Here is a 24,086-nt window from a genome sequence, read left to right on the forward strand (position 1 = left end):
CCGCGAAGTCCGGGCCTAGACTGCTCATATGCCTTACGACGCTGAGCTCTCCGAGCGGGACCGGGCCGTCCTCGCCGTCGAGCGGCGGTCGTGGCCGGGGCCGGGCGCGAAGGAGCGGGCGATGCGGGAGCAGCTCGGTATCTCGCCGACCCGCTACTACCAGCTCCTCAACGCCCTGCTCGACGACGAGCGCGCCCTCGCCCACGACCCCGTCACCGTCAACCGCCTCCGCCGGGTACGGGACGCTCGCCGCGAACGGCGCTGAGCCTGTGCCGGACGGGGCGTGCGCCGGTAGGGTCAGGGGGCATGGGCAGCCAACCGCAAGAGCACTCGCACCCCCTGCCGACCGACTTCACGCCCTCCACCCCTGCCGGCCGCGACGGTCTCGCCGCGCTGCTGGCGGCGCCGGAGCGGGCGCTGATCGCCCTTGACTTCGACGGCACGCTCGCCGACATCGTCCCTGACCCGGAGCAGTCGCGGGCCCACCCGGGAGCGGTGGCCGCGATGGCGGCACTCGCGCCGCTGGTCGGGTCCGTGGCCGTGATCACCGGTCGCCCGGCGGGCGTCGCGGTCCGTTACGGCGGCTTCGCCGGGGTACCCGGTCTCGAACGCCTCGTCGTGCTGGGCCATTACGGCGCCGAGCGCTGGGACGCCGTCACGGGTACGGTCCGTGCCCCTGCCCCGCACCCCGGCGTGCGGGCGGCCCGTGCCGAACTCCCCGGCTTCCTTGAGGGCATTGGGGCCTGGCACGGATCGTGGATCGAGGAGAAGGGGCAGGCCGTCGCCGTCCACACGCGCCGCGCGGAGGACCCCGTGAGGGCGTTCGAGTCCCTGCGCGTCCCTCTCGCGGAGCTCGCCGCCCGCCACGGACTGATCGTCGAACCCGGCCGTATGGTGCTGGAGTTGAGGCCGCCGGGCACGGACAAGGGTGTGGCGCTGGCGGAGTACGTGCGTGAGGTGGGGGCGGGGTGCGTGCTGTACGCCGGGGACGACCTCGGTGACGTCGCGGCGTACTCGACGGTCGAGAAGCTTCGTACGGAGGGCGTTCCCGGGCTGCTGGTGTGCAGCGGCAGCGAGGTTCCTGTCCTCGCGGACCGGGCGGACGTGGTGGTGGACGGCCCGTCGGGAGTGGTCGGGCTGCTGGCGGCCTTGTCCTCAATCGCCGGACGGGCTTGATCGCAGCCGGGCTTGGTGCTGCGGGTGCGGGTGCGGTGCCTGCGGCGCTTTCCCCAACCCGCCCCTTCCCGAAACTGGGGGCAAGCCCCCAGGCCCCCGGACGCCCTCCGGGCGTGTCCTCAAACGCCGGACGGGCTGGAAAACCCAGCCCCTCCGGCGTTTGAGGAGCGGGCGCGCACCCAAAACACGCGGCCCGGGGTCGCACTCCCCAGCACGCGCGCCCGGAGGCGGAGCCCGTCTAATCCGCCGTCAGCGCCGACAGCTGCGCCAAGAACCACGTCGCCGGCGGCAACGCCGTCGCCGCCGCGGCCAGGCGCTTCGTTCGCTCCGCCCGTTCACCCGGCTCCATCGTCAGGGCTGCCCGCAGCGCCTCCGCCGTCGCCATGACGTCGTACGGGTTCACGACGATCGCGTCGCCGCCGAGCTCCTCATACGCCCCCGCCTCCCGCGAGAGCACCAGCGCGCACCCCTCGTCGGAGACGACCGGCACCTCCTTCGCCACGAGGTTCATGCCGTCCCGGATCGGGTTGACCAGCGCCACGTCAGCCATCCGGTACGCCGCCAGCGACCGCGCGAAGTCGTCGTCCAGCTCCATCAGCACCGGCTGCCAGTCGTCCCTCCCGTACTCCGCGTTGATCTCGTCGGCCAGCCGCCGCACGGCCGCCGTGTACTCGCGGTACACCGCCAGGTCCTGCCGCGACGGGTAGGCGAAGGCCACGTGCACCACCCGGCCCCGCCACTCCGGCCGGTCCGCCAGCAGCTGCCGGTACGCGAGCAGCCCGCGCGCGATGTTCTTGGAGAGTTCCGTACGGTCGACACGGACGATCGTCTTGCGCCCATCCCCGACCCGCTCCCGCAGCCGCACCAGCCACTCGTTCACGTCCTCCTGATGCGCCCGCTCCCGCAGGAACTCCGCGTCGGCGCCCAGGCCGTGCACGCCGACCGCCGTGCCCTCCAGGGCCTCGGCGCCCAGCACATCTACCGCGCACGCCACAAAGGCGTCCGCCCAGCGCCGGGTCAGGAAGGCCACCCTGTCCGCCCCCAGCAGACCGCTCACCAGCTGGCGCGCGATGTCGTCCGGCAGCAGGCGGAAGTAGTCCACGGGGGCCCACGGGGTGTGCGTGAAGTGGCCGATCCGCAGGTCCGGGCGCAGCTCGCGCAGCATGCCCGGCACCAGGCACAGGTGGTAGTCCTGCACCAGCACGGCCGCGCCCGGCGCCGCTTCCGCCGCCAGCGCGTCGGCGAAGGCGCGGTTGTACGTCTCGTACGCCGCCCACTGGCGACGGAACTCGGCGTCGAAAGCGGGCTCCAGCGGCGTCTGGTAGAGCATGTGGTGGACGAACCACAGCACGGAGTTCGCGATGCCGTTGTACGCGTCCGCGTGCACACCGGCGTCGATGTCGAGCATCCGTACGCCCGCCGTGCTCGTCCCGCGCCGTACCGCCTCCCGGTCGCCGTCTCCCAGCGCCGAGCACACCCAGAGGGAATCGGCATCCCGGCCGATCGCCGACAGGCCCGAGACCAGACCGCCGCCGCCGCGCTTGGCGGCGAGCGAGCCGTCCTCGCGGAGGGTGTACGAAACCGGGCCGCGGTTGGAAGCGACAAGAACCTGTGCAGCGTGCTCGGAGACCATGTGCCGAAACCTAGCCCGTCATGGAAGCCCTCAAACGTGCGTACGGCTCAACTCCGGGTTACGCCGCCCGCCGCGCCGTGTACTCGTCGATCTCACGCATCGGCGGCCGCTCCTGGGTGTCGACCGCATGCGTACGCGGCACGAACCCGGATCCGTCCTCCCCCCGCTCGAACTGCGTCAGCACCGGCCGCACCAGCGGGCCGCGCGAAAGCCGCAGGTGAGCGGTGCGGTAGATGGCCGCGGCCATCCGGCCGAGCGCCTGCCCGTCCTGGTGGCGGTGTCTGCGTACGCCGACATCCACCTGCGCCAGCGCGTCGAGGCCCACCGTGTGGAGCGAGTCGACGAGCAGGGCCAGCTCCACTCCGTAACCGACGGGGAAGGGCAGCTGTTCGAGCAGCGAGCGGCGTACGGCGTACTCACCGCCCAGCGGCTGGACGAAGCCGGCCAGCTGCGGCCAGTGCAGATTGAGCAGCGGGCGCGCCACCAGTTCCGTGACCCGGCCGCCTTGGCCTGGGGTCTTGCCGGAGGCGAGCAAGTCGGACTCAGTACCGAGTGGGCGGTCGTACATCGCCTTGACGAAATGCACGTCGGGCTCGGTCAGCAGCGGTCCGACGATGCCCGAGACGAACGAGGCAGAGAACTCCTTCAGGTCCGCGTCTATGAAGCACACGATGTCGCCGCTCGTCACCAAGAGTGACCGCCACAGCACCTCTCCCTTGCCCGGGACGGCCGGTATCCGAGGCAGTATCGCGTCGCGGTGGACGACCCGCGCCCCCGCCGCCGTCGCCACCTGGGCGGTGCGGTCCTTCGAGCCGGAGTCGATCACGACCAGCTCGTCGACGAGGGGCACGGCCAGCATCAGCTCGCGGCGTATCGCCGCGACGATGTCGCCGACCGTCTCCTCCTCGTCGAGGGCGGGCAGCACGACACTGACGGTGAGGCCGCGCCCGGCCTTGGCCGCGATCAGCCGGTCCAGCGGCCGGTCGGCCGTGGACCAGGACCGCCGGTCCAGCCAGCGCTCCACCTCTTCCAGCACGTGCCTCTCCCTCGTCAGGTGAGCCGTCGTCCGGCCCGTCGTTGATCCATCTCGCGTTGCGGACGACAGTCTCATCCGTCCGGGGGTTCGGTTACAGTCTTGAACAACGCGGAGGTCCCTCGCATTTCGGGGGTGCCGCGGAACAAACGCGCCGGGTCCAGACCCGGCGCCATAGCGCTCATCCAGAGGGACAGAGGGAACGGCCCGTTGAAGTCCCGGCAACCATTCCGCCGACCGCGAGGTAACGGTGGGGACGGTGCCAATTCCGTCTCACGGCGAAATGCGTCGTGGGGAAGATGAGGAGAAAGGGCCTCGCCATCATGGCTGTGCAGTCTGTTGAAGCTGATGCAAGCACCACGAATCTCCCCGTAGACCTGGGACCCGCCACCGCGCTTTCCTGCCGCGAGTGCGGAGAACGATTCGAACTCGGCCCGATCTTCGCCTGTTCTTCCTGTTTTGGTCCCCTTGAGGTCGCGTACGACCTCCCGCTCGGGAACCCCGAAGCGCTGCGCAAGGAGATCGAGGCCGGACCGGACAATATCTGGCGGTACGCGCCGCTCCTGCCCGTGCCCGCCGACGTGGCGTCCAAGCCGAGCCTGAACCCGGGCTTCACCAAGCTCGTCAGGGCCGACAACCTGGCCCGCGAGCTGGGTGTCACCGGCGGTCTGTACGTGAAGGACGACTCCGGCAACCCGACGCACTCCTTCAAGGACCGCGTCGTGGCCATCGCCGTCGAGGCGGCCCGCGCGTTCGGCTTCACCACCCTCTCCTGCTCCTCCACCGGCAACCTGGCCGGCGCGGTCGGCGCCGCCGCCGCGCGGGCCGGCTTCCGCTCCTGCGTGTTCATCCCGCACGACCTGGAGCAGGGCAAGGTCGTCATGGCTTCGGTGTACGGCGGCGAGCTCGTCGGCATCGAGGGCAACTACGACGACGTGAACCGCTTCTGCTCGGAGCTCATCGGCGACCCGCTCGGCGAGGGCTGGGGCTTCGTCAACGTCAACCTGCGCCCGTACTACGGCGAGGGGTCCAAGACCCTGGCGTACGAGATCTGCGAGCAGCTCGGCTGGGAGATCCCGGACCAGCTCGTCATCCCGATCGCCTCGGGCTCGCAGCTCACGAAGATCGACAAGGGGCTCAAGGAGCTCATCGCGCTCGGTCTCGTCGAGGACAAGCCCTACAAGATCTTCGGTGCTCAGGCCGAGGGCTGCTCGCCGGTGTCGACGGCCTTCAAGGCCGGGCACGACGTCGTACGGCCGCAGAAGCCGAACACGATCGCCAAGTCGCTCGCGATCGGCAACCCGGCCGACGGCCCGTACGTCCTGGACATCGCCCGCCGCACGGGCGGCGCGGTCGAGGACGTCAACGACGAGCAGGTGGTGGAATCCATCAAGCTGCTGGCCGAGACGGAGGGCATCTTCGCGGAGACCGCGGGCGGCGTGACCGTCGGCGTAACGAAGAAGCTCATCGAGGCCGGGCTGCTGGACCCGACCCTCACGACTGTTGTGCTGAACACCGGTGACGGTCTGAAGACCCTCGAAGCGGTGGCCCCGACCACGGGTCAGTCCGCCGTCATCCGCCCCAACCTGGACTCTTTCCGAGAGGCTGGCCTCGCATGAGCGTCAACGTCCGCATCCCCACCATTCTTCGCACGTACACGGGCGGCAAGGCCGAGGTCCCGGCCGAGGGCGCGACCCTCGCCGAGGTGATCGCCGACCTGGAGAAGAACCACACGGGCATCGCGGCCCGCGTCCTGGACGACCAGGGCAAGCTGCGCCGCTTCGTGAACGTGTACGTGAACGACAACGACGTGCGCTTCGAGGGTGGCCTGGAGACGGCCACCCCGGACGGCGCGGGCGTGTCCATCATTCCCGCCGTCGCCGGCGGCTGATCTCTCTCACTGTTACGCCGATTGCCCTCTCCGCCAGAGAAGCGGAGGGGGCAATTCTGCATGGTTGAGCGCGGTACAGTTGGGGAAGCCCCCTCCGCTGCCTGTGCCCGGCGCATATGAGAATGCGTCCCCGCGCGACAAGAAGCAGCCAAAGTGCCGGACCCAATTGCCGCTTGTGCGCGCCTTGTCCGGCCCGACTTGCCCTGGAAGCCAGGGAATTCTTCGCATTCGCGTGTTCCGTCATGCCCAGATTTCTCGTCCGATTGCCCTGTTGCAGAGGGCAGTTGGGCGGATACATTCAGCCGCGGTCGACGCGTTCCGGCGCACGCCCTCTCCTGTCGGAGGGTGGAGGAGTCTGACCCAGGACGCGCGAAGTGCGCTCCTGTGCAAGGGCCAGAAATAGGGGAGTTAAGCCATGGCTCAGGGCACCGTCAAGTGGTTCAACGCGGAGAAGGGGTACGGCTTCATCGCGGTCGACGGTGGTGCGGATGTTTTCGTCCACTACAGCGCGATCCAGATGGACGGGTACCGCACCCTTGAAGAAGGTCAGCGAGTCGAATTCGAGATCTCGCAGGGCCAGAAGGGTCCGCAGGCGGACATGGTCAAGCTCGCCGTCTGATCTCGGCGCGATCGGCCACCGACGCACTCACGCATGAAGGGCCTGCACCCCACACCGGGTGCAGGCCCTTCGTGCGTGTGCTGTTCCCCGGGTGACGCTTGCACTCGAAGGGGTCGAGTGCTAATCATTGGCGTTAGCACTCTCCCAGTGAGAGTGACAGAAGGACTGGGTCGGCGAGGCCCGCAGGCCGGGTGGGGCAAGGAACCACCCGGCGTCGCAGGCCGTCCGTCGCGGGCGCCACACAGTCCTCCGCTATCCACCCCAGTCCGGGAGGACCACTTCACATGGCTAAGATCATCGCGTTCGACGAGGAGGCACGGCGCGGTCTCGAGCGCGGGATGAACCAGCTCGCCGACGCCGTCAAGGTCACCCTCGGCCCGAAGGGCCGTAACGTCGTCCTCGAGAAGAAGTGGGGCGCCCCCACGATCACCAACGATGGTGTTTCCATCGCCAAGGAGATCGAGCTCGAGGACCCGTACGAGAAGATCGGCGCCGAGCTGGTCAAGGAAGTCGCGAAGAAGACCGACGACGTAGCCGGTGACGGCACGACGACCGCGACTGTCCTCGCCCAGGCTCTGGTCCGCGAGGGCCTGCGCAACGTCGCCGCCGGCGCCAACCCGATGGCCCTCAAGCGTGGCATCGAGAAGGCCGTCGAGGCCGTCTCCGCCGCTCTGCTGGAGCAGGCCAAGGACGTGGAGACCAAGGAGCAGATCGCTTCTACGGCCTCCATCTCCGCCGCTGACACCCAGATCGGCGAGCTCATCGCCGAGGCGATGGACAAGGTCGGCAAGGAAGGCGTCATCACCGTCGAGGAGTCGCAGACCTTCGGTCTGGAGCTTGAGCTCACCGAGGGCATGCGCTTCGACAAGGGCTACATCTCGGCGTACTTCGCCACCGACATGGAGCGTATGGAGGCGTCGCTCGACGACCCGTACATCCTGATCGTCAACTCGAAGATCTCCGCGGTGAAGGACCTCCTTCCGCTGCTGGAGAAGGTCATGCAGTCCGGCAAGCCGCTGCTGATCATCGCCGAGGACGTCGAGGGCGAGGCGCTGTCCACGCTCGTCGTCAACAAGATCCGTGGCACCTTCAAGTCCGTCGCCGTCAAGGCTCCGGGCTTCGGTGACCGCCGCAAGGCCATGCTCGGCGACATCGCCATCCTCACCGGTGGCACCGTCGTCTCCGAGGAGGTCGGCCTCAAGCTTGAGAACGCCGGTCTCGACCTGCTCGGCCGTGCGCGCAAGGTCGTCATCACCAAGGACGAGACCACGATCGTCGACGGTGCGGGTGAGAGCGACCAGGTTCAGGGTCGCGTCAACCAGATCCGTGCCGAGATCGAGAACTCCGACTCGGACTACGACCGCGAGAAGCTCCAGGAGCGCCTGGCGAAGCTCGCGGGCGGCGTGGCCGTCATCAAGGCCGGTGCCGCCACCGAGGTCGAGCTCAAGGAGCGCAAGCACCGCATCGAGGACGCCGTTCGCAACGCGAAGGCCGCCGTCGAAGAGGGCATCGTCGCCGGTGGTGGCGTGGCTCTGCTCCAGGCCACGGCCGTCTTCGAGAAGCTTGAGCTCACGGGCGACGAGGCGACCGGCGCCAACGCCGTGCGTCTGGCGCTTGAGGCCCCGCTCAAGCAGATCGCCGTCAACGGTGGTCTTGAGGGTGGCGTCATCGTCGAGAAGGTGCGCAACCTGCCGATCGGTCACGGCCTGAACGCCGCGACCGGCGAGTACGTCGACATGATCGCCGAAGGCATCATCGACCCGGCGAAGGTCACGCGCTCTGCCCTGCAGAACGCCGCGTCCATCGCCGCGCTGTTCCTCACCACGGAGGCGGTCATCGCCGACAAGCCCGAGAAGGCCGGTGCCCCCGCGGGCGGCGGCATGCCGGGCGGTGACATGGACTTCTGATCCGCCCAGGATCAGTAGCTCCATCGCTGACGCGACCGAGGGCGGTACTCCCCATGCGGGGGTGCCGCCCTCGGGCGTTTTCAGCGGGCGCTGATCTCACTACACAGTGTGTTCAAACCACCGCACAGAGTGATTGCGGGGGATCGTTTCTGCATGGTGCCATCGTGACCATGCCAAACCTCATGAGGATCGCCCTCGCGGCTGCCGTCACGGCTGTCCTGGCGACCGTAGGCCCGTTGTCCGCCTCCGCTCAGTCAGCTCCGGCGGATGGTTCCGCTCTCGCTCCGCTCCGCCTCGCGGACCAGCCCGTTCCCGGCCAGTACGTCGTCGCCATAAAGCCCACGTCGGACGTCGCCATGGCCGCGCGCCAGGTCGGCGCAACCCCCCTGTTCACCTTCGAGAAAGTGATGCACGGCTTCGCGGCCAAGCTCACCGACGCCCAACTCGCCGAGGTACGGGCCGATCCGGACGTGGAGGCCGTGGAGCAGGACGCCGAGGTCACCGCGTCCGGGCCCGCCGCGTCCTGGGGCCTGGACCGCATCGACCAGCCCTTCCTGCCGCTCGACGGCCAGTTCACCACCGACGCGACCGGTGCCGGAGGCAACGCGTACATCCTCGACACCGGAATCGACTACGACCACGCCGAGTTCGGGGGGCGCGCCCGGTTCGGCTTCGACGCCTTCCCGGTGGAGGGGCGTTTCGGGAGGGACTGCCAGGGCCACGGCACGCACGTGGCGGGCACGGTCGGCGGGGCGACGTACGGCGTGGCACGCCAGGCCGACCTCATCAGCGTCCGGGTCCTCGACTGCGAGGGCAAGGGCAGCAACGCCACGATCATCGCCGGACTGGAATGGACGGCGAGGAACGCCGCGCTGGACCCCGACCGGCCGGCCGTGCTCAACGGATCGCTCGGCGGCTCCCGTTCCTACCTGGTGAACAAGGCCGCCACTGCCCTCTCGGACAGCGGTGTCCTGCCGGTCATCGCGGCCGGCAACGACGGGAAGGACGCCTGCGGCGTCTCCCCGGCGTCCGCCGAACGCGTGGTCACGGTCGCCGCGTCCGACAGCTCCGACGCGCAGACCTCCTTCTCCAACCACGGCCCCTGCGTGGAGATCTACGCACCGGGCGCCGTCATCGTCTCGGCCAGGATGGGTGGCGGAAGCGTCCCTCTGAACGGCACGTCCATGGCCTCTCCCCACGTGGCCGGGACCGCCTTGCTCTACAACACGGTCGCCCCTGCGGCCACCCCGGGCGACATCGCGGGCTGGCTCGACGACACCTCCACGAAGGACGTACTGTCCGGCGTCACCCCGGGCACGCCGAACAAACTCCTGTTCACCGACGGCCTCTGACCTCTCCACGGCGGCGCCTGCCCTTCACCCCTGGACCGGGGGGTGGAGGGCAGGCGGCGGTTGGTCAGCCCCGGGCGCGCTCAGCCCGTGTAGTCCTTGAGCTTCTCGGTTTCGAGGGTGATGCCGACGGGGTCGGGGAGCGTGACGGTGGCGCCGTAGGGATATGAGGAGTGGAACTGGTACGCCCCGTCCTCCGGCTTGCTGTAGACGACGAGGGTGTCGTTGTCGCGGTCGACGAGGAGGTAGACGGGGGTGGCCGCTTCCGCGTAGGCGTCGCGCTTCTCGACGCGATCCCGGCTCTCGGTGTCGGAGTCGGAGTCGTGCGAGGTGACTTCGACGACCATGAGGACACCATCCGGGTCGGCCCACTCGCCCTTCTGCTCCACGAAGTGATCGAGCGGCGCGAGTGCGCCGTCCGCGCGAGCACGGCCCTTGCGGTAGGCCGCCACCTTCAGGCCCTGTTCCGGATACAGGGCGAGCTCGGGGCGTTGCTGCATGCAGTGCCGCAGCAGCCACATGACGATGGCCCCATGAGGCATGTCCGGCACAGGTTTGACCCTTAGCTTTCCGTTGATGAGTTCGAGCGTCACGGTTTCCGGCGCGCTACGGGCCAGCTCTTCGAAGTCCTCGATGGACATGTCCGAGTGGTCAGCGGTGCTGGGGGTCATGGGATCGCCTCCTCCCCTACATCGTGCCCCGCTTCTGGCGCGGGTGGGCTGAACCGTCATGCGGGGGTCCCTTCGGGTGGGCGTGTCGCGGCTGCTCGGACCCTGGCCGCGTGGGCGCGGACCTCGGGCTCGGGGAGGCCGTCGGCCGGCGGGCGCGGCGGCTCGTCCCGGCATACCCGGCACAGGCCGCCCGCCAGGGCTTCCGGGCGGCCGGGTACGCGGCATTCCGTGCACTCCAGCAAGCGCAAGGGCCGACGGGCGGCCGTGGCGTCGGGCTCGGGCGCTCGCTGCGGCGGCAGCTTCTCCAGCCGGATACGTGCGATCGCAGGCGGGCTGTGGACCGGCTTGGGCAGGCCGTCGGTCAGCGCGTGCACCAGCTCGGCATCGGTGGCACCACGGGTCAGCCAGTCGGTGGCCAGGGTCTCCAGCGAGACGCAGTCGGCCTCCGAGAGCGTCATCGCCGGTTGGGTGCGGCCCAGGGAGGCGAGGATGTCGTACGCCTTGCTGCGCGGACTCGGCCGGCGTTGCCTGGGGGGCTGTGGCGCGCTGGGGGCTGTGCCGCCGCCCTGGAAGGCGGCCCACCAGGCGTCGTCCCTGGCCGTACGGGAGAAGAACGTGCGGGTGACCCAGCGGCGGCTGCCTGTTCGGTCGGTGACGGCCTCCTTGCCGAGGCGCAGATGACCGGCTTCGGACAGGTGCCGCAGGGCTGTGCGTACGGCGCACTGGCCGTAGTCCGGCAGGACCTTGGCCAGCGTCTTTACGGAAATGTCCGCCCCCTCGGGGAGCCGGTCGATGTACCCGGCGATGGACGCTTCCCGGCGGGGGAGGTGGGCGAAGTCGCCGTCGCGGGCGGGTCGTTGCTCGGGGGCGCTCCGCTTTCCGTAACCCGGATTGGCGAGGGGATGTGCGGGCGCGGGCGGGGCAGGATTAAGCTGGCTGACAGCCACTGGATCGCTCGATTCGATCTTGTTGGTTAAGCCCTCGTCGGTGCGGACACACCGGCGGGGGCTGTTCGTTATTCCGTTATTCGGGCACGCTAGACCGTCGCGACGCGTTGTGGCAAGCCGGTCACGGAAAGTCATGCGCGGTTGCGTGCGGGGGAGTTGGGGCGGGTGGTTGGTGTTACCCACCTCCCAATCCATTGAAAAGGGCTCGGACTCCGGGGCTTGAGCCCCGGGCCGAGTCAGGCGGCTGTGACCTGCCCGTTCTTCACCCCGGCAACGAACGCGGACCAGGCTCCGGCCCGGAACACGAGCGCCGGGCGGAGCAGGTCTTTTGAGTCCCGGACGGGGACGATGTGGGAGTGGTCGGCGCCCACTTCGAGGCAGTTGCCGCCGCTGCCGTCGCTGTAGCTGGACTTGCGCCAGGTCGCCGCGCTCAGGTCGTACTCAGGGCTGATCTTCATGCGCGTAATCCTCCGCCACTGAATCGATCAGGGCCAGGGATTCCTTGGGTGACAGTGCCATGGCCCCTACCAGATCGTAGGCCAGTTGGTGGCGGGTGACTGTGGCGGGATCGTCTTCTAGCCGCCCTGTGCCCGGCCCTTCGAGATAGGCGAGCGGGGGTGCGTCGTCAAAGGTCATGAGCTTGAGGGCGCCGCCCATCGCCGCGTGGGGGCCCGCCTCGAACGGCAGCACCTGCATGATGATGCGGTGGCGGCGGGCCATCACCGCCAGGTGGTGCAGCGCGCGTGCCATCTCCGCAGGCTCGCCGACCTTCCGGCGTAATACCGCCTCGTCCAGAACCGTCCACAACAGCGGCTTTGTTGGATCGTCGAGGAGGTGCGCGCGATCCAGTCTCGCTGCCACCAGTTCGTCGATGACCTCCTCGGTCGCCGTCGGCTGGTACGCGCGGAAGATCGCCCTCGCGTACGGCTCCGTCTGCAACAGACCCGGGATCAGTAGCGGCGCGTACTCCTTGATGGCCGTCGCGATCGCTTCCGCCTCGGCCGCTTCCGCGAAGTGGTCCGGGTACTTCGACTTCGTGGACGCCTTGCAGTTCCGCTCGAAGAAGCCCCCCGTACCCAGGATTTCGTCTATCTTCGCGGCGTACTCCGGCATCATCCGGCGCGTACCCGCCTCCAGTTGGCCGATGAACGAGCCGCTCACGAACAGTGGCTGGCCGAGTTCCTCCTGGGTGAGGCCCTCCTTCTCCCGCGCGTGGCGCAGTTCCGCGCCGAGCAGGGCGCGGGGGGAGGAGGAGGGGTCTAGGTCCTTTGGTCCGGGCATGGCAACTCCCTGTTGGACATGTGGGGTTGTTGGGCGCCATCGCTGTTCAGGCTAGTGGGGATTCGGCCACGCTGTGTGAGGAAAGCGAACACTCAGTGTCGTCGGAGGTGCATGGTCATGGTGGTGCGATCGTCGGAGCGGCTGCGGGCTGCGGAAGAGGTGGTGGCGCAGTTGCGGGAGGGGCTGGAGGTGGTGGCCGTGACGCTGCCGTCGCTGCGGGTGGACGTGGTGTCGCTGGCGAGCGAGGCGCCGTATCCGCTGGTGGAGCTGGGGCGCTGCAACCTCGACACGGCGATGCGGCTCGCCGCCGTGCTCCAGGGGCTCAAGCCGTGACGGGGGAGTACGCCGTCGATGTGCGGGACGGGCGGGTGGGGCTGGTTATGGGGCGGGTCGGCACGTACGTACAGCTACGGCCGCCGGGCGGCGGCAAGGAGTGGGACTGTCCGCCGGACGCACTGGTTCCGGCGGAGCCGGGGGAGGTGCTGCGGGCGCGGGTGCGTGCGCTCAACCGGGAGGGGCGGCTGCCGTGATCCGGAACTGCCCGCAGATCAGGATGTGCGCTTCAGCATCCACGTGAGTGCGAGCCAGGGCGTCGAAGCCGCAGCCAGGCGCCCCCGCAGGCCCGTGCACGTCCACTCTGAACTTGCGCGCCGCGTCGATCCTGTCTTTGCCGCCCCGACCTCGGCGTCCGGCCCCACGGGATGACGGTCGTCGCACCGTGCCGATGGGGACTTCGTACACGCCTCCCTCGGCCGGACGGTGTTCTCGCCGCTCGCTCTTGTCGAGGACGACCGCGTCCGTACGTGGTGCGTGGACCGAGGCCGCGATCCACATCACCACACAGAGCACCGTGCCGCCCACCAGCGCGAGCCGGAGATCCCCGAGCCGTTTGAACGGAGGCTTCGTGGTGACACGTAGGGTGTCCAGTTTTTCGACCGGCAGGACGTGAGTGTTGTGAAGGACGAAAAGGCCAAGGCGAAGGCCGAGCAGGCCAAAGGCGCGGTGAAGAAGGTTACCGGCCGGGGTGTCGGCAACGAGTCCTTGGAAGGCAAGGGACGCGGCGAACAGGCCAAGGGTGACGCTCGTCAGGCGAAGGAAAAGATCAAGGACATCTTCAAGCGACGCTGAGCGCCTGTGCAGTCGTGTCGGGCCCGGCAGCCGTCTTCTCTGCCGGGCCCGGCACTGTTGTTCCGTGTGGGCATCGCCGGGTCACAGCGTGGCCGGTTCCTTTTCCGGGGCGTCCGGGGCGTCCGGGGCCATCGGGGCGGCCGCAGGTGTGTCCGTGTCCGTATCCACGTTGAAGTCGGTCAGCAGCTGCTTGCTGAAGCCGAAGAAGTACGTGGCCAGGAAGCCTGCGATGTAACCGGCGACCAGGCCGGCCGCGTACACCGTGATCATCGTGGCCGCGCCCTCGTTGCCGGACAGGAGGGGGAACAGCGCCCAGCCGGACGGGCCGATCGCCGTTGAGCCGACCGAGTCACCGAGCTGGCTGAACAGGCCGACGACCCCGCCGCCGAAGGCTCCGCCGATGCAGGCCGTGATGAACGGGCGGCCCAGGGGGAGCGATACGCCGTAGATCAGGGGCTCGCCCACGCCCAGGAGGCCGGCCGGGAGCGCGGACCTGATAGTCCGGCGGATCGAGCCGTTGCGGGGCAGGCGGAGGTAGACGGCGGCGGCCGCGCCGACCTGGCCCGCGCCTGCCATGGCGAGGATCGGGAGCAGGACGGTGAAGCCCTGCTGCTCGATGAGGGTGGCGTGGATCGGGATCAGGGCCTGGTGCAGGCCCAGCATGACCAGGGGGAGGAACAGGCCGCCGAGGACGAAGCCCGCCGCCGCGCCGCCGGTGGACAGGAGCCAGCCGGCGAAGTCGCCGATGGCGGTGGAGATTTCACCGGCCACGAACATCAGGCCGAAGACGGTGACGAGGCCGGAGATCAGGACGGTGAGGGTGGGGGTGAGGAGTACGTCCAGGGACTGCGGGATCCAGCGGCGGCACCATTTCTCGACGTACACCGCCAGGACCGCCGCGCCGAGCGCGCCGAGCACACCGCCCTGGCCGGGCGAGAGGGGCTGGCCGAAGGCGTTGATGTTGGCGACGCCGGGGAAGACGATGATCGCGGCTACCGCGCCGCCCAGGATCGGCGTACCGCCGAATTCTTTTGCCGTGTTGAGGCCCACGAAGACCGCGATGAGGGCCATGAAGCCGGTGGCGATCGCGGCGAGGGCGGGGGTGACGGCGGGGAGCAGGCCGAGGTTGACCATCAGGCCGTTGAAGCCGGCGATGATGCCGCAGCCGATCAGGGCGGGGATCAGCGGGACGAAGATGTTCGCGATTTTGCGCAGGAACAGCTTGAAGGGGGTGGCGTTCTTCGCCTTCCGCTCGGCCTTGATCGCTGCGCCCTGGGTGGCCAGTTCGTCGGCGGAGGTGGGGGAGGTGGGGGAGGTGGTGGCTGTGCGTTCTGCCTCGACCAGGGCCTCGAACTCCGGGGTGACCCGGGCGACCGTACCGGGGCCGAGCACGATCTGGTACGTCGCGTCCTCGACCACGCCCATTACGGCGGGGAGCGCCTTCAGCTGCTCGTCCTGGACGAGGGTGCGGTCGCGCAGGCCGAGTCTGAGGCGGGTCATGCAGTGGGCGATCGAGGTGATGTTCCCCGCGCCTCCGACGAGCGGAAGGATCGCGGCGGCGACGGCGCGGTTCTTGTTCTCTGTCATGGACTCAGTTCAGGCGCTGCGGGCGGCGGCCGCCTGTAGCGCCACGCGCAAGTGACCCCGCGCTTCGTCCAGCAGGGCGGCGGCGGTGGGGCCGTCGACGGATCCGAGGAGCACCAGGATGGCGTTCTTCACCTCGCCGTCGGTGGCGGCGAGCGCGGCCTCGATCTCGGTGTCCTGCGCGCCCGTGGCCAGGGCGACGATGCGGCGTGAGCGGGCCCGCAGCTTCTCGTTGGAGGCGCGGACGTCGACCATCAGGTTTCCGTACGTCTTGCCGAGCCGGATCATGGTGATGGTCGAGATCATGTTGAGGACGAGCTTCTGGGCCGTGCCGGCCTTGAGGCGGGTGGAGCCGGTGAGGAGTTCGGGGCCGACGACGACCTCCAGGGCGTGCTCGGCGGCTGCCCCCAGCGCGCTGCCCGCGTTGCAGGACAGGCCGATGGTCAGGGCGCCGAGGCCGCGGGCGTGCTCCACGGCGCCGATCGCGTACGGGGTGCGGCCGGAGGCGGAGATTCCGACGACGGTGTCGTTGGGGGTGATGGCGAGGTCGTCCAGCTCCGCCGCCGCGAGCTTCTTGGAGTCCTCCGCGCCTTCGACGGCCGTGACCATCGCGGTCGGGCCCCCTGCGATCAGGCCGATGACCTGGGTGGGGTCGGTGTTGAAGGTGGGCGGGCACTCGCTGGCGTCCAGGACGCCGAGCCGGCCTGCCGTGCCGGCGCCCGCGTAGATGAGGCGGCCGCCGCGGGCCATCCGTTCGGCGGTGGCGTCGATGGCGGCGGCGATCTGGGGGAGCCGGGCGGCGACGGCCTCGGGGACGGAGCGGTCCTCGCCGTTCATGATGCGGGCGATCTCGGCCGTCGGGAGCTGGTCGATGTCGGAGAGCTCGGGTCGGAAGGCCTCGGTGGTGAGGGTGGCGAGCTGGGCGCGCAGTTCGCCGTAGGAGTTGTCGGCTGTGTTGGCGCTGGTGGGGGTCATGAAGGGGGCGGCTCTTTCTCGTCGTACGGCTGCGTTTGTTGTTTTTTCTGGGCTAACGGCTGCTGCTGCGGGGCGCGTGGCGGTGCGCCAGGGCCTCGTAGGAGGCGGCGAGGGCGGGGGCGGCCGTCTCGTACGTACGCTGGGCCACGCCTATGAACAGGCAGTCCACGACGAGGAGTTGACTCGTACGGCTGGACATGGCGGCCGGGCGCAGTTCGCTCTCGCGGGCGGTCGACGTGGTCAGGATGTGGTCGGCGTACTGCGATACGGGCCCGTCCGGGCGGCCCGTGATCGCGACCGTCGTCGCTCCTCGGTCGAAGGCGACGCGGAGCGGCTCTATGGCGTCGCCGGTCGATCCCGAGTGCGTGATCGCTATCGCCACGTCGCCGGCGCGCAGCTGCACGGCGTTGGTGACGGCGAGGTGCGGGTCGGTGTGCGCGTGCGCGATCAGACCGATGCGGAGCAGCTTCTGGGCGAGGTCCATGCCGACGAGGGAGGAGGCGCCGACGCCGTAGATGTCGATGCGGCGGGCCGCGGCGAGGGCGGTGACGGCTGCGCCGAGCTGGACGGTGTCCAGGCCGGCGGCGGTGTCGGCGAGGGTCTGCTGTTCGTCGTACGCCAGCTTGGTGACGACGTCGGCGATCGGGTCGTCGACGGCGATGTCGGCGGTGACGGAGGGGGCGCGGCCGGACTGCTGCTGGGCGGCGAGGCCGGCGAGCGCGAGGCGCAGGTCGCGGTAGCCGGGGTAGCCGAGGAGGCGGGCGGTGCGGACGACGGTGGCCTCGCTGGTGCCGGTGAGTTCGGCGAGGCCGGTGACCGTGAGGGCGGCGCAGCCGGCCGGGTCGGCCGCTACGGCTTCCGCGACGCGCTGCATGGAGCGGGTCATGGACGGCGCGAGGGTTCGTACCTTGGCGGCGAGGGCGGCGGGCGCGGGTGGGGTGGGGCCGGTGGTGGCGCTGGTGAAAATTTCCTTCACTTCATTGGTCACTCCTGAAAGATATTTTCGGCTGCGGTGGGCCGTCAACCCCTGTGGTTGGGCGGGCGGGGGTGCTTGTGGGTGGCGCGCGACAATGGCTGTATGGAGCCCATCCCCTCACCCCTGGAACAGGCCTTGCACGTTGCCCGCGCCCTGGTCATGGCCGACCTGGCGGCCCGCGAGGTGGCTCAGGCGGACGTCGTGTCGCTGGTCGAGGACGCGGTCGTACACCGTCGGTGGTGGGTGGAGCAGTGGCCGGCGGGCGCGGAGTACGTCACGGGTTTGATAGCCCAGGACGTACAGGACGCGCTTCTTGAGCGGTATGGCCGCTGGCCGCTCTGTCCCGTGTGCACGGATGTGGAACCGCACGCGCTGGAGGTCGAACCGGAGCTGGGGCCGGACCCGCACTGGGTGTGCTCGAAGGCGGCCGTGATCGTGGCGCCGGTCGGATCTCTGCGGTGACGGTCTATATCGACCCGCCGACGTGGCCGGGGCACGGGCGGATGTGGTCGCACCTGGTGAGCGACGTGTCGTACGAGGAACTGCACGCATTCGCGGCGGGCATTGGGTGCCCGGCGCGGGCGTTTGAGCGGGACCACTACGACGTGCCGGATGTGCGGTACGCGGATGCGGTGGCTGCGGGGGCGGTGGAGGTGGGGTCGAAGGAGCTGGTACGGAGGATTACGGCGGCGGGGCTGCGCAGGCCCAAGGGGCGGCCGGCGTAGGGCCCCGCCCCCGGTGGTCAGATCGGCCTCGTCAGGCGACGAACCCCGAAGTGTCCAGCTCTGTGCTGAAGGGCTCGGGCAGGGGGATGGCTTCACCGAAAGGCTTGCGCAGGCCGGTCCGGTACATGCCGTTGCGCGGGTCGGAGAAGAGGGTGACCGCCGGTCCGCCCTCGTCGAAACGGTCGATCAGCAGGTACAGGGGCACATCCCCGTGGGCGTACGCCTTCTGCTTCGCCGACCGGTCGTGCGAGGCGTTGTTCTTCGACGTGATCTCCACTGTCAGCGCTGCCTCGGCGGCGGCCAGCGGGGCCTTCTCCTTCTTCTGCGCGCGTTCCATGATCAGCTTCTTCGGAACGACGACCAGGTCCGGGATGTAGAGCCGCTCCTGGCGGTAGATGAACAGACCGAGGGTCTGGAAGACCTCCAAGCCCTCGGGCAAGGTGCTGCGCAGCGCCCAGTGCACCTGCGCGGCGATGAGATTGTGTCCGTCGTCCGGCGGCGGCACCAAAGTGATCAGCCCCTCGTCGATCTCGGCGCGCCACCCCTCCGGCACGTCCAACTCCTGCCACGTCTCCAGCAGGTAGTCCCACGACGGCATGTCATCCTCCGACAGCTCGGGCTCGACCAGTGCGGCAGTCATCGTGAGGTCCCCTCTCTGTGGCCCTGACAGGCCGAACGTAGGGTGCGGGGACCACAGTGCGTGGCCGCTTCCCCGAGCGTCCCACGATCGGGTGAGCGATGCACGGGTCTCAGGGCCGTTCGGTGCGTGCCTTCTCCGGCGGGTGCGCCGACGCGCCCATCACCACGCGTGAGCCGGTGCCGCCGCCCCCGCGCTGGAGCCGCAGCGAGAAGCCCACCGCCACCAGTGCCAGCACCGCCATCGCCGCGCCCGCCCACGCCGTCGACGCGAAGCCGAAGCCCGCGTCGATCACCGTGCCGCCGAGCCACGGGCCGCCCGTGTTGCCCAGGTTGAACGCGGCCGTCGTCGTCGCCCCCGCCAGCGTCGGCGCCGCGCCCGCGACGTTGAACATCCGGGCGTTGAGCGCCGGCGCCGTATAGAACGCCGAGAGGCCGAGCAGGAACGACAGGGCGACCGCCACCACCGCGCTCGACGCGAACACGGCCAGGATCACCAGGAACACCGTCGACGCCGCGATACCGCTGATCAGTACGCCGAAGAGGTGCGCGTCCGCGACCCGCCCGCCCACCATCGTGCCCACGAGCGCACCGATCCCGAACAGCGCCAGCACCGTCGGCACCCAGCCCGAGTCGAGCCCCGCCACATCGGTCAGCAGCGGCGCGAGGTAGCTGAACGCGCAGAAGATGCCGCCCGCCGCCAGCGCCGTGATCGTGATCGCCAGCCAGACCTGGCCGTCACGGTAGATCGACAGCTCCCGCTTGAGCCGCGGCTTCTCCGCCGGGAGCGGGATGCGCGGGATCAGCGTCACGACGCCCACCAGTGCGAGCGCCGAGGCCGCACCCACCGCCCAGAACGCCGACCGCCAGCCGAGGTGCTCGCCCAGGAACGCCCCGGCGGGCACGCCCAGTACGTTCGCGATGCTCAGCCCGCCGATCATGACCGCCATCGCCCGCGCCCGCGAGTTCACCGGCACCATCGCGATGGCGACCGCCGCGCCCACCGCCCAGAACCCGGCGCACGCGAACGCGCTCACGACGCGCGAGGCGAAGAGCAGCTCGTACGACGGTGCCAGGGCTCCGGCGACCTGCCCGAGGCCGAAGATCGTGATGAGGGCGATCAGGGTCGTACGGCGCGGAAGGCGGAGAGTCGCGACGGCCAGCAGCGGCGCGCCGATCACCATGCCGATGGCGAAGGCCGAGATCAGGAGCCCCGCCTGCGGGATCGAGACGTCCATGTCGGCGGCGATCGGCGGCAGCAGCCCGGAGAGCATGAATTCGCTGGTCCCGAGGGCGAAGACCGCCATCCCGAGTATGTACACGGCAAGGGGCATGCGGGAGCGTTGATCGTCAGAGGCGGGCATGACAGGTCAAAACACCGCTGCACGGCCTCGCATTCCCCCAGTGTCCGGACGTATCAGATGGTGAGCAGGTCCAGCTCCGTCGTGAGGTTCTGCCGCGCCCGCGCCTCCCACTCCGCCCGCCCGTGCGGCGTACGGAACAGCGTCGGCAGCTCCAGGAGCTGTCGCAGCACCGCCGCGCGGCCCTCGCGGAACGCGGCGTCGGGGACGAAGTCGTACTCCTCACGGACCGCTGCCGCGTAGGCGGCGTACGACGCCGGGGGCGCCGCCAGTATCGCCAGGTCCGCGTCGCACAGGGCCTCGCCGTTGGTGTCGCCGGGGGCCGGGTCGTGGGTGGCGGTGAGGCGGACCAGGCGGGCGACCTCGGACGTACGGGCGTCGTCGAGACCGAGTTCCGGCAGTGCGCGCTCGGCCAGGGCAGCGCTGCGCTCCTCGTTCTCGGTGCGGTCGGGGCGGTAGACGGCGTCGTGGAACCAGGCGGCGAGGCGGACGGCGGCCGGGTCGTCGGCGTGGGCGGCGAGGGCGTCGAGGTCGAGGTGGCCGAGGACCGCGAGCAGGTGGTCGGTGGTGTGGTAGCGGCGCTGCGGTTCGGCCCAGCGGGCGAGGAGGTTCTCGGCGTACGGGCGAGGGTCGGCGGAGAGCGCGCATGCGGCGGGGACGGTGTCCAGCCAGCGGCGGATCAGCTCGTCGTGCGCGGGATGCGGCGGCGGGGCGGCGGCCGTGGCGTTCATGCCCCTCATTCTGCCGCCGGGACCAGGGACAAGGAGAGCGCCCCTGTACGAAGGTCTGTCCTTCGTGCGGGGGCGGGGGCGGGGGCGGGTGGAGGTGTTCCTCAGTCGGTGGCGGCCTTGAAGCCGCGCAGGCGCAGGGAGTTGCCGACGACGAAGACGGACGAGAAGGCCATGGCGGCTCCGGCGATCATCGGGTTGAGGAGGCCGGACGCGGCCAGTGGCAGGGCGGCGACGTTGTAGGCGAAGGCCCAGAAGAGGTTGGACTTGATGGTGCCCAGCGTCTTGCGGGAGAGGCGGATGGCGTCGGCCGCGGCGAGGAGGTCGCCGCGTACGAGGGTGAGGTCGCCGGCTTCGATGGCGGCGTCCGTTCCGGTGCCCATGGCCAGGCCGAGGTCGGCCTGGGCGAGTGCGGCGGCGTCGTTGACCCCGTCGCCGACCATGGCCACGCTGCGGCCCTCGGCCTGGAGCTTCTTGACGACGTCGACCTTGTCCTCCGGCATCACCTCCGCGATGACCTCGTCGATGCCTACTTCGCGGGCGACCGACTCGGCCACGGCCTGGTTGTCGCCGGTGAGGAGGATCGGCGTCAGGCCCAGCGCCCGCAGCAGGCGGATGGCTTCGGCGCTGGTGTCCTTGACCGCGTCGGCGACCTCCAGGACCGCACGGGCCTCACCGTCCCAGGCCACCGCGATCGCTGTACGCCCGGCTGCTTCGGCTTCCTGCCTGGCGCGCTCCAGCTCCACGGGCAGGCTCATCGCCCACTCGGTGAGCAGCTTGCTGCGGCCGACCAGGACGGCGTGGCCTTCGACGATGCCCTGGACGCCGAGGCCGGGGACGTTCGCGAAGTCCTCGGGGGTGGGCAGGGGGCCTCCGGTCCTGTCGGTGGCACCGGCGGCGACCGCCTGGGCGATGGGGTGCTCGGAGGCGTGTTCCAGGGCGCCGGCCAGGCGCAGTACCTCGGTTTCGGTGGTGCCGGGGGCGGTGTGGACGGCGAGCAGGGTCATCTTGCCGGTGGTGACGGTGCCGGTCTTGTCCAGGACGATGGTGTCGACCTTGCGGGTGGTTTCGAGGACTTCGGGGCCCTTGATGAGGATGCCGAGCTGGGCGCCGCGGCCGGTGCCGACCATGAGGGCGGTCGGGGTGGCCAGGCCCAGGGCGCAGGGGCAGGCGATGATCAGGACGGCCACGGCGGCGGTGAACGCGGCGGTCAGGCCGGCTCCGTTGCCGAGCCAGAAGCCGAGCGTGCCGAGCGCGAGGGCGATGACGACGGGGACGAAGACGGCGGAGATCTTGTCGGCCAGGCGCTGGGCGGCGGCCTTGCCGTTCTGGGCGTCTTCGACCAGCTTGGCCATGCGGGCGAGCTGGGTGTCGGCGCCGATGCGGGTGGCCCGGACGACCAGGCGGCCGCCTGCGTTGAGGGTGGCGCCGGTGACGGTGTCGCCGGGGGCGACCTCGACGGGGACGGACTCGCCGGTGAGCATGGAGGCGTCGACGGCGGAGGTGCCTTCGACGACGGTGCCGTCGGTGGCGATCTTCTCGCCGGGGCGGACGAGGAAGTGGTCGCCGACGGCCAGTTCGGCGGTGGGGATGGTCTCCTCGCGTCCGCGTCCGCCGTCCCTGAGTACGGTCACGCTCTTGGCGCCCAGCTCCAGCAGGGCCTTGAGGGCGGCGCCCGCCTTGCGCTTGGAGCGGGCCTCGAAGTAGCGCCCGGCCAGGATGAACGCGGTGACGCCGGCCGCCGCCTCCAGGTAGATGTTCCCGGCGCCGTCGCTGCGCGAGATCGTCAGCTCGAAGGCGTGCGTCATGCCGGGCGTACCGGCCGTACCGAAGAACAGCGCCCACAGGGACCAGGCGAAGGCCGCCGACGTACCTACCGAGATCAGCGTGTCCATCGTCGCCGCGCCGTGGCGGGCGTTGGTCCACGCGGCGCGGTGGAAGGGCCAGGCGGCGTACGTGACGACCGGGGCGGTCAGCGTCAGCGACAGCCACTGCCAGAACTCGATCTGGAGGGCGGGGACCATCGCCATCGATATGACCGGTACCGCGAGGACGGTCGCGGTGATCAGCCGCTGGCGGAGGGGGCGCAGCTCGTCGGCCGCCGCTGGAGCCTCCTCGGGGCCGGGCTCGGGGACCGCCCGTACCGGGGCCGGCTCCTTCGCCGTGTAGCCGGTGGCCTCCACCGTCGCGATCAGATCCTGTACGGAGACGTCCTCGCCCCGGTAGGTGACCTTCGCCTTTTCGGTGGCGTAGTTGACGGTCGCCTCGACGCCGTCCATCCGGTTCAGCTTCTTCTCGATGCGTGCCGCGCACGAGGCGCAGGTCATGCCGCCGATGGCGAGTTCGACCTCGGCTCCGGTGGGGGTGCCGGCTGCGGCCGTCGTGGTGGACACATCTGCTCCTTGGGTTGGACCGAGTGAATACCCCTGGGGGGTATCTGTTGAGCTCATGTATACCCGCCGGTCTCACCTTGTGCAAGCGGTTGGCGCGTCAGGGCTCTAGAGTGGACATTGGACTAGACCTGTAGTCGCCGTTTGTCCGTCGCCGTTTTTCTGAGGAATGGGGTCCCATGAACAACCGTGCAGTCCTGGAGGTGATCGCCCTCGACGCCGAGGACGCGGTCGCCGCCCAGTCCGGAGGCGCGGACCGGCTCGAGCTGGTCACCGACATGGCGGCCGACGGCCTGACCCCGTCCCGCGAGACCTTCGGACGGATCCGCGCGGCGGTGGACATCCCGCTGCGCGTGATGCTGCGGCTGGCGGACGGATTCCTCGCGGGGGACATCGACGCGCTGGTGGTGGCGGCGCGGGGGATGCTGGCGGAGGGGGCGGACGAGTTCGTGCTCGGCTTCCTCGATGCGTACGGGAATCCCGATCTGGTCGCGATCGAGCGGGTCGTGGCGGAGATCGAGGGGTGCCACTGGACGTTCCACCGGGCGATCGACCGGGCAGTGGACCGCGACGAGCTGCGCAAGCGGCTCGCGGAGCTGCCCGGCCTGGACACGTACCTGACCGCCGGTGCGGCGGAGGGCGTGGACGCGGGGATGCCGGTGCTGCTTGCGGAGGCGGCGGCGGGGCGGCGGGGTACGCCGGGCTATCGGCCGCAGCTCCTGGTTGGCGGTGGCTTGCGCCTCGACCACGTTCCGGCGCTGCGGGCCGCCGGCATCGACGCGTTCCACATCGGTGGGGCGGCGCGGCCGGGCGGCTGGTCGGCGCCGGTGTCCGCGACGGCGGTGAGATCCTGGCGGACCGCACTGGACGCGTAGGGGGCGGGTGCGGGCGCGGTGCCGCCGCTTCGCGGCTCCGCCGCGTGAGGGGCGTTGCCCCAGACCCCGCTTCTCAAACGCCGGAGGGGTGGCGGAGGATCTGCTGCGCTGTGGTCTCCAAGCCGAGGGCATTGGCGCCCTTGACGAGGACGTGGTCTCCGGGGGCCAGGATCTTGCTGATCTTGTGTCCTGAACATGAAA

General features: G+C 70.1%; 26 protein-coding genes and 1 riboswitch. Of the genes, 13 read left to right on the top strand and 13 right to left on the bottom strand.

Features of this window, described 5'->3' with window-relative positions; genetic code table 11:
• Positions 1-28 precede the first annotated feature (28 nt).
• On the top strand, positions 29-265 hold the full coding sequence (locus J7E96_RS21375) for a DUF3263 domain-containing protein (RefSeq protein ID WP_215133275.1): 237 nt from the start codon (positions 29-31) through the stop codon (positions 263-265).
• A gap of 41 nt (positions 266-306) precedes the next feature.
• Positions 307-1,176, top strand: coding sequence for a trehalose-phosphatase (otsB, locus tag J7E96_RS21380; RefSeq protein ID WP_215133276.1), 870 nt, complete (start codon positions 307-309; stop codon positions 1,174-1,176).
• A gap of 238 nt (positions 1,177-1,414) precedes the next feature.
• Here otsB and J7E96_RS21385 read toward each other — a convergent pair whose 3' ends face one another.
• Together J7E96_RS21385 and J7E96_RS21390 are read right to left on the bottom strand one after the other, a co-directional pair.
• Positions 1,415-2,809 (bottom strand): trehalose-6-phosphate synthase, encoded by a 1,395-nt coding sequence (locus J7E96_RS21385; RefSeq protein WP_215133277.1) that lies wholly within the window; start codon positions 2,807-2,809, stop codon positions 1,415-1,417.
• Positions 2,810-2,867: 58 nt separating this feature from the next.
• Positions 2,868-3,845, bottom strand: a complete 978-nt coding sequence (locus J7E96_RS21390) for a glucosyl-3-phosphoglycerate synthase (RefSeq protein WP_215133278.1) — start codon at positions 3,843-3,845, stop codon at positions 2,868-2,870.
• Positions 3,846-4,020: 175 nt separating this feature from the next.
• Positions 4,021-4,148, top strand: a riboswitch (SAM riboswitch).
• A gap of 17 nt (positions 4,149-4,165) precedes the next feature.
• Between J7E96_RS21390 and thrC the strand changes: the two genes are divergently transcribed.
• The 5 genes from thrC to J7E96_RS21415 all read left to right on the top strand — a co-directional run bounded on the left by thrC (position 4,166) and on the right by J7E96_RS21415 (position 9,611).
• Positions 4,166-5,461, top strand: a complete 1,296-nt coding sequence (thrC, locus tag J7E96_RS21395) for a threonine synthase (RefSeq protein ID WP_215133279.1) — start codon at positions 4,166-4,168, stop codon at positions 5,459-5,461.
• Positions 5,458-5,733 carry a MoaD/ThiS family protein gene (locus J7E96_RS21400; RefSeq protein ID WP_215133280.1) on the top strand — a complete coding sequence of 92 codons (276 nt, stop codon included), beginning with the start codon at positions 5,458-5,460 and terminating at the stop codon, positions 5,731-5,733. Before thrC ends, J7E96_RS21400 begins: the two co-directional genes overlap by 4 nt.
• A 415-nt stretch (positions 5,734-6,148) precedes the next feature.
• Complete coding sequence (locus J7E96_RS21405) at positions 6,149-6,352, top strand: cold-shock protein (RefSeq protein ID WP_005315736.1); 204 nt, start codon at positions 6,149-6,151, stop codon at positions 6,350-6,352.
• Between the two features lie 284 nt (positions 6,353-6,636).
• Positions 6,637-8,259 (top strand): chaperonin GroEL, encoded by a 1,623-nt coding sequence (groL, locus tag J7E96_RS21410; RefSeq protein ID WP_215133281.1) that lies wholly within the window; start codon positions 6,637-6,639, stop codon positions 8,257-8,259.
• Between the two features lie 182 nt (positions 8,260-8,441).
• Entirely contained in the window at positions 8,442-9,611 is a 1,170-nt protein-coding gene (locus J7E96_RS21415; protein ID WP_374196705.1) for a S8 family peptidase, read from the top strand.
• A gap of 80 nt (positions 9,612-9,691) precedes the next feature.
• On the opposite strand, the gene J7E96_RS21420 is transcribed toward J7E96_RS21415, so the two are convergent.
• From J7E96_RS21420 to J7E96_RS21435, 4 genes are all read right to left on the bottom strand, one after another.
• Positions 9,692-10,279, bottom strand: coding sequence for a Uma2 family endonuclease (locus J7E96_RS21420; RefSeq protein WP_215133282.1), 588 nt, complete (start codon positions 10,277-10,279; stop codon positions 9,692-9,694).
• Positions 10,280-10,335: 56 nt separating this feature from the next.
• The gene (locus J7E96_RS21425) at positions 10,336-11,226 is read right to left on the bottom strand and encodes a hypothetical protein (RefSeq protein ID WP_215133283.1); all 891 of its coding nucleotides are present in this window, start codon (positions 11,224-11,226) and stop codon (positions 10,336-10,338) included.
• A 236-nt stretch (positions 11,227-11,462) separates the two neighbouring features.
• A complete protein-coding gene (locus J7E96_RS21430) occupies positions 11,463-11,684 on the bottom strand; it encodes a DUF397 domain-containing protein (protein WP_215133284.1) in 222 nt (73 codons plus the stop codon).
• Entirely contained in the window at positions 11,668-12,507 is an 840-nt protein-coding gene (locus tag J7E96_RS21435) for a helix-turn-helix transcriptional regulator (protein WP_215133285.1), read from the bottom strand. The genes J7E96_RS21430 and J7E96_RS21435 overlap by 17 nt, the downstream gene beginning before the upstream one ends.
• 117 nt (positions 12,508-12,624) lie before the next feature.
• On the opposite strand from J7E96_RS21435, the gene J7E96_RS21440 reads away from it, so the two are divergent.
• From J7E96_RS21440 to J7E96_RS21450, 3 genes are all read left to right on the top strand, one after another.
• Positions 12,625-12,840, top strand: coding sequence for a hypothetical protein (locus J7E96_RS21440; protein ID WP_215133286.1), 216 nt, complete (start codon positions 12,625-12,627; stop codon positions 12,838-12,840).
• Entirely contained in the window at positions 12,837-13,037 is a 201-nt protein-coding gene (locus J7E96_RS21445) for a hypothetical protein (RefSeq protein ID WP_215133287.1), read from the top strand. Before J7E96_RS21440 ends, J7E96_RS21445 begins: the two co-directional genes overlap by 4 nt.
• Before the next feature lie 424 nt (positions 13,038-13,461).
• Positions 13,462-13,635 (top strand): CsbD family protein, encoded by a 174-nt coding sequence (locus J7E96_RS21450; RefSeq protein WP_374196704.1) that lies wholly within the window; start codon positions 13,462-13,464, stop codon positions 13,633-13,635.
• Between the two features lie 81 nt (positions 13,636-13,716).
• Here the strand turns inward: J7E96_RS21450 and J7E96_RS21455 are convergent, their stop codons facing one another.
• From J7E96_RS21455 to J7E96_RS21465, 3 genes are read right to left on the bottom strand one after another with little or no spacing between them, the layout of a single operon-like run.
• Complete coding sequence (locus J7E96_RS21455; RefSeq protein ID WP_215133289.1) at positions 13,717-15,222, bottom strand: PTS transporter subunit EIIC; 1,506 nt, start codon at positions 15,220-15,222, stop codon at positions 13,717-13,719.
• A gap of 9 nt (positions 15,223-15,231) precedes the next feature.
• The gene (gene murQ, locus J7E96_RS21460) at positions 15,232-16,194 is read right to left on the bottom strand and encodes an N-acetylmuramic acid 6-phosphate etherase (RefSeq protein WP_215133290.1); all 963 of its coding nucleotides are present in this window, start codon (positions 16,192-16,194) and stop codon (positions 15,232-15,234) included.
• Positions 16,195-16,246: 52 nt separating this feature from the next.
• Positions 16,247-17,182: a MurR/RpiR family transcriptional regulator gene (locus J7E96_RS21465; protein WP_215133291.1), complete on the bottom strand. Its 936-nt coding sequence runs from the start codon at positions 17,180-17,182 to the stop codon at positions 16,247-16,249.
• 90 nt (positions 17,183-17,272) lie between these two features.
• Here J7E96_RS21465 and J7E96_RS21470 point away from each other — a divergent pair, with 90 nt between their 5' ends.
• The gene (locus J7E96_RS21470; protein WP_215133292.1) at positions 17,273-17,632 is read left to right on the top strand and encodes a hypothetical protein; all 360 of its coding nucleotides are present in this window, start codon (positions 17,273-17,275) and stop codon (positions 17,630-17,632) included.
• Complete coding sequence (locus J7E96_RS21475; RefSeq protein WP_215133293.1) at positions 17,629-17,895, top strand: DUF4031 domain-containing protein; 267 nt, start codon at positions 17,629-17,631, stop codon at positions 17,893-17,895. The genes J7E96_RS21470 and J7E96_RS21475 overlap by 4 nt, the downstream gene beginning before the upstream one ends.
• A 31-nt stretch (positions 17,896-17,926) precedes the next feature.
• Here the strand turns inward: J7E96_RS21475 and J7E96_RS21480 are convergent, their stop codons facing one another.
• The 4 genes from J7E96_RS21480 to J7E96_RS21495 form a co-directional block, all read right to left on the bottom strand.
• A complete protein-coding gene (locus J7E96_RS21480) occupies positions 17,927-18,535 on the bottom strand; it encodes a Uma2 family endonuclease (RefSeq protein WP_215133294.1) in 609 nt (202 codons plus the stop codon).
• A 109-nt stretch (positions 18,536-18,644) separates the two neighbouring features.
• Positions 18,645-19,865, bottom strand: coding sequence for a Cmx/CmrA family chloramphenicol efflux MFS transporter (locus tag J7E96_RS21485; protein ID WP_215133295.1), 1,221 nt, complete (start codon positions 19,863-19,865; stop codon positions 18,645-18,647).
• Between the two features lie 83 nt (positions 19,866-19,948).
• Entirely contained in the window at positions 19,949-20,623 is a 675-nt protein-coding gene (locus tag J7E96_RS21490; protein WP_215133296.1) for a hypothetical protein, read from the bottom strand.
• Between the two features lie 101 nt (positions 20,624-20,724).
• Positions 20,725-23,013, bottom strand: a complete 2,289-nt coding sequence (locus J7E96_RS21495) for a heavy metal translocating P-type ATPase (RefSeq protein WP_308296069.1) — start codon at positions 23,011-23,013, stop codon at positions 20,725-20,727.
• A 176-nt stretch (positions 23,014-23,189) separates the two neighbouring features.
• Here J7E96_RS21495 and J7E96_RS21500 point away from each other — a divergent pair, with 176 nt between their 5' ends.
• The gene (locus J7E96_RS21500) at positions 23,190-23,885 is read left to right on the top strand and encodes a copper homeostasis protein CutC (RefSeq protein ID WP_215133298.1); all 696 of its coding nucleotides are present in this window, start codon (positions 23,190-23,192) and stop codon (positions 23,883-23,885) included.
• The last annotated feature ends 201 nt before the right edge of the window (positions 23,886-24,086 follow it).

The sequence above is a fragment of the Streptomyces sp. ISL-96 genome (genome assembly GCF_018614035.1).
Classification (GTDB): domain Bacteria; phylum Actinomycetota; class Actinomycetes; order Streptomycetales; family Streptomycetaceae; genus Streptomyces.